Annotated in this window: 5 protein-coding genes and 1 pseudogene; 2 read left to right on the top strand and 4 right to left on the bottom strand. The window is 66.2% G+C overall.

Annotated elements, in window-relative coordinates; genetic code table 11:
* Window positions 1–96, bottom strand: a pseudogene (locus tag AKL29_RS46170) (SDR family NAD(P)-dependent oxidoreductase); the annotation flags it as partial.
* 274 nt (window positions 97–370) lie between these two features.
* Between AKL29_RS46170 and AKL29_RS38630 the strand changes: the two are divergent.
* Window positions 371–784, top strand: coding sequence for a DUF3830 family protein (locus tag AKL29_RS38630; RefSeq protein ID WP_016843084.1), 414 nt, complete (start codon window positions 371–373; stop codon window positions 782–784).
* Window position 785: 1 nt separating this feature from the next.
* Window positions 786–1724 (top strand): allantoinase PuuE, encoded by a 939-nt coding sequence (puuE, locus tag AKL29_RS38625; protein ID WP_050387795.1) that lies wholly within the window; start codon window positions 786–788, stop codon window positions 1722–1724.
* Window positions 1725–2026: 302 nt separating this feature from the next.
* On the opposite strand, the gene AKL29_RS38620 is transcribed toward puuE, so the two are convergent.
* The 3 genes from AKL29_RS38620 to AKL29_RS46165 all read right to left on the bottom strand — a co-directional run.
* A complete protein-coding gene (locus AKL29_RS38620; protein ID WP_050387794.1) occupies window positions 2027–3559 on the bottom strand; it encodes an ABC transporter ATP-binding protein in 1533 nt (510 codons plus the stop codon).
* Window positions 3556–4239 carry a biuret amidohydrolase gene (gene biuH, locus AKL29_RS38615; protein WP_050387793.1) on the bottom strand — a complete coding sequence of 228 codons (684 nt, stop codon included), beginning with the start codon at window positions 4237–4239 and terminating at the stop codon, window positions 3556–3558. The genes AKL29_RS38620 and biuH overlap by 4 nt, the downstream gene beginning before the upstream one ends.
* A 19-nt stretch (window positions 4240–4258) precedes the next feature.
* A partial coding sequence (locus AKL29_RS46165) for an ABC transporter permease (RefSeq protein WP_430648914.1) occupies window positions 4259–4789 on the bottom strand: 531 nt, incomplete at its 5' end.

Raw genomic sequence — 4789 nt, 5'->3', positions numbered from 1 at the left:
GCCGCCGGCGGCGGTGATGCCCTTTGCCAGCGTCTCCGCCTCGGCCGAGCGCTCGCGATAATTGATGGCGACGGCGGCGCCGGCATCCGCCAGCATCTTGACGATCGCAGCACCAATGCCGCGCGATCCGCCGGTCACCAGTGCCACATGTCCGTGCAGACTGCTTGTTGTCATCAAAGTCACCCTGTTCGATGTACCCTCGCAGGCTCGCAAACGGGAAGGCGCGGCGCAATGCAACTCTGCTCAAATCTGCGTTGGAGGCCGCAGCGCGGCGAAAAACCGGCTTCCGGGGCCGGAATCGGCCTTGCGTCCGGCCCGGGCCGGCGGCAATGGTTGGGACATCACTTCTTGGCCCACCCACGAGAGATCGATGAGCAAACTGATTGTCCGCGCCGGCGAGTTCACCTTTGACGCCCGTTTCGAGGAGCAGCTCGCGCCGAAGACGGTCGCCGCGTTCCGCAAGGCGATGCCGTTCGAGAGCCAGGCGATCCACGTGCGCTGGAGCGGCGAGGGCGTCTGGATGCCGCTCGGCGATCTCGACTTCGGCGTGTCCTACGAGAACCACACCAGCTACCCGGCGCCGGGCCAGATCATCCTCTATCCCGGCGGCATCAGCGAGACTGAGATCCTGCTCGCCTATGGCGGCGTGCACTTCGCCAGCAAGATGGGCCAGCTCGCCGGCAATCACTTCATTACGCTGACCTCGGGGCTGGAGAACCTCACCGCGTTCGGCAAGACTGTGTTGTGGAAGGGCGCGCAGAACATTCGCTTCGAGGAAATCTGATGTGACCGAGGCCCGCTATCCGCGCGATCTCCGCGGCTACGGCCGCAATCCGCCCGATCCGAAATGGCCCGACGCGGCGCGCATCGCCGTGCAATTCGTGGTCAATTTCGAGGAGGGCGGGGAGAACAACATCCTGCACGGCGATCGCGCCTCGGAAGCGTTTCTGTCCGACGTGCTCGGCGCACAGCCCTGGGTCGGCCAGCGGCACGCCAATATCGAGACGATGTTCGAATATGGCGCGCGCGCCGGCTTCTGGCGGCTGTGGCGGATATTCGCCGAGCGGAAGCTGCCGGCCACGGTATTCGGCGTCGCGATGGCTCTGAGGCGCAATCCGGACGTCGTTGTCGCGATGCAGGAGGCGGGCTGGGACATCGCAAGCCACAGCCTGCGCTGGGTCGAGCACAAGGACATGTCGGAGGACGAGGAGCGCGAGGAGATCGCTCGCGCCATTGCCGTGCATGCCGAGGCGACCGGCGCGCGGCCGCTCGGCTGGTACACTGGCCGCTCCTCGATCAACACGCTGCGGCTTTTGATGGAGGCGGGCGGCCTGCGCTATCTCTGCGATTCCTATGCTGACGATCTGCCGTACTGGATCAAGGCAGCCGGCACCGAGCCGCATCTCGTGATCCCCTATACGCTGGATGCCAACGACATGCGCTTCATCAACGCGCAGGGCTTTGGCGGCGGCGAGGAGTTCTACACTTACCTGAAAGACAGTTTTGACGTGCTCTATGCCGAAGGCGCGACCTCGCCGAAGATGATGTCGATCGGCCTGCATTGCCGCGTCGTCGGGCGTCCCGGCCGCGCCGCCGCGCTGATGCGCTTTCTCGACTACATCCAGACGCACGAGCACGTCTGGGTGCCGACGCGGCTTCAGATCGCCGAGCATTGGCACGCCAATCTCAAGCATCTCGCCGCGGACGCGTTCGAGATCGGGTAGCGCGGTCGTTAGCGAGCCGCGGCCGCTTCGCCTCGCCTGCGGCAGGGCAATCGCATATGGCAAAAGAACTTCGTCGTCCCGGACAAGCGCAGCGAAGCGGAGCGCAGATCCGAGACCCATAACCACAGGGCGTGGTGATAAAAGCGAGCTGGGGCCACGGCCTTGTTCAACAACAAGGTTCTGTGGTTATGGGTCCCGGCCTACGCCGGGACGACACCAAGCTTTGCATATGCGATTGCCCTGCCGCCTGCGGGGAGAGACCGGAACGCATCGCCAGATGCGTTCCGGGTGAGGGAGAGCCCTCAATGCCCGGCCATGTGCCGGCCGATCTCGGTGAGGTCGGCCTCGCTGGCGCGGGCCTCATGCACGAACGCGCCGTGGAACATCACGACCAGCCGATCCGACAGCTCCAGCAACTCATCGAGGTCCTCGCTGACCAACAGCACCGCAGCGCCCCGGTTGCGGGCGGCCATGATCTCGGCGTGGATTTGCGCCACGGCCGCGAAGTCGAGTCCGAAGCAGGGATTGGCGGCGATCAGCACCTCGACGTCGCCGGAGAGCTCGCGCGCCAGCACTGCGCGCTGCACATTGCCGCCCGACAGTGCCGCGATCGGCGTCTCCGGCGTGCGGGTCTTGATCTTGTAGCGGTTGATCTTGCGCTCGGCGTCGTTGCGGAAGGCGGCACGGTTCAGCCACCAGCCGCCGCGCGCGAACGGGGCGCGATCGAACTCGCGAAATGCGATGTTGTCGGCGACGCTCATGCCGCCGACGCAGGCGTTCTTCAGCGGCTCTTCCGGCAGCAGCGACATCCTGTAGCGCCGCATCTCAGTGCGGCTCGCCGCATAGGTCTCGCCCTGGACGCGGATGGTGCCGCTCTCGGCCTCGCGCTGGCCGGCCAGGACCTCCACGAGTTGGCGCTGGCCGTTGCCGGAGACGCCGGCGATGCCGACGATCTCGCCGCTCTTCATGGTCAGCGACACCCCGTGCACGGCGATCGCGCCGGCATCGTCAAGCGCGGTGAGCCTGTCGAGTTCGAGCCGGGCCGCTCCGGTCTCGCCGGTGCGCGGCGGTTGCACCGTCAGCTGCTCGGCGCCGATCATGGTCCGGGCCATCTCGTCCGGCGTCAGCTCGGCGACCCGGCCGCTGCCGGCGAGCTTGCCGCGGCGCAGGATGGTCACCTCGTCGGCAAAGGCCATCACCTCGCGGAACTTGTGCGTGATCATCAGGATGGTGAGCTCGCCCGCGACCACCATGCCGCGCAGCATGCCAAGTACCTCGTCCGCCTCGCCCGGCGTCAGCACCGAAGTCGGCTCGTCCAGGATCAGGAAGCGGCGCTTCAGATAGAGCTGCTTGAGGATCTCGCATTTCTGCCGCTCGCCGGCGGAGATGTCGGAGACTTTTGCGTCGAGCGGCACCTTGAACGGCATCCGCGCCAGGAAGGCCTCGAGCTCCTTCTTCTCCTTGCGCCAGTCGACCACGGCAGGAACGTCGTCGCGCGCGAGCACCAGATTTTCGGCAACCGTCATCGCCGGCACCAAGGTAAAGTGCTGGTAGACCATGCCGAGCCCGAGCGCATGCGCGTCCCTCGGATTGGCAATCGCCTGCTGCCGGCCGCCGACAATGATGTCGCCTTCGGTCGCGTGATAATAGCCCATGATGCATTTCACGAGCGTGCTCTTGCCCGCGCCGTTCTCACCAAGCAAGGCGTGGAACGAGCCTGGACGCACCTTGAGCTCGACATTGTCGAGCGCTGCGAAATCGCCGAACCGCATCGTCATGGCGATGGCGTCGACGCCGAACGCGCCAGAAGGGGCGGGCGGCTCGCCGATGATCACGACAGCGCCCCGATCAGGTCGGCCGATCTGGTCACCGCGCCGAACACACCGCCCTGCATCTTGATCATCTTCAGCGCGTGATCGTGATTGCCCTTGTCGGTCGCGCCGCAGCAATCCTCGACCAGCACGCATTCGAAGCCGCGGTCATTGGCCTCGCGCATCGTGGTATGGACGCAGACATCGGTGGTGATGCCGGTCAGCACGATGTTCTCGATGCCGCGCAGCCGCAGCATCAGCTCGAGATCGGTGGCGCAGAACGAGCCTTTTCCGGGCTTGTCGATAACAGGCTCGCCCGGCAGCGGCGCGAGGTCGGGAATGATCTCCCAGCCCGGCTCGCCGCGCACCAGGATGCGGCCGCAGGGGCCGGGATCGCCGATGCCGGCGCCGATCTGGCGCGAGCGCCAGCGCTTGTTGGCGGGCAGGTCGGCAAGGTCGGGCCGGTGCCCCTCGCGTGTATGGATGATGTGAAAGCCCTGCGCGCGCATCACCGCGAGCAGCTTCCTGATCGGCTCGATCGGCGCCCGCGTCAGCGAGAGGTCGTAGCCCATCTTGTCGACATAGCCGCCGACGCCGCAGAAGTCGGTCTGCATATCGATGATGATGAGCGCGGTATTCTCTGGCCGCAGGTCGCCATTGTAGGGCCAGGCATAGGGCTCGGACTTGATGAAGCGCTCGGGCATGAAATGATCTCGCGAGATGCTATCGGGTGATGGACAATTCGGCGGGCGCGCCGGTCAGCGTGCGTCTCGGCGAGCAGGTGATGATCATGATCGCGAGCGTCAGGATGTAAGGCGCGGCGTTGAACAAATGATAGCCGGAGGTGATGCCGACCGATTGCAGCGCGGGCCCGAGCGCGGCGGCGCCGCCGAAGGCGAGCGAGGCCCACAGGCAGAGCATCGGGTCCCAGCGCGCGAAGATCACCAGCGCCACGGCGGTGATGCCCTGTCCCGAGGAGAGGCCTTCGTTCCAGCTGCCGGGATAGAACAGCGACAGGAACGAGCCGCCGATGCCGGCGAGGAAGCCGCCGACCATGGTGGCGCGCAGCCGGATCAAGAGCACCGAATGGCCCATCGCGCGCGCGGCATCCGCGCTCTCGCCGGCGGTGCGGATCAAGAGGCCCCAGCGCGTGGTCCTGAAGGCCCAATAGAGCAGCGGTGCGATCGCGACGCCGATCAGGAACAGCACGTTGATGCGCAGCGCCGCGCGCAGCTGCGGCACGTCGCTCCACCA

The sequence above is a fragment of the Bradyrhizobium pachyrhizi genome (assembly GCF_001189245.1).
GTDB classification, from domain to species: domain Bacteria; phylum Pseudomonadota; class Alphaproteobacteria; order Rhizobiales; family Xanthobacteraceae; genus Bradyrhizobium; species Bradyrhizobium pachyrhizi.
This window is presented reverse-complemented; position numbering and strand designations above follow the sequence as displayed.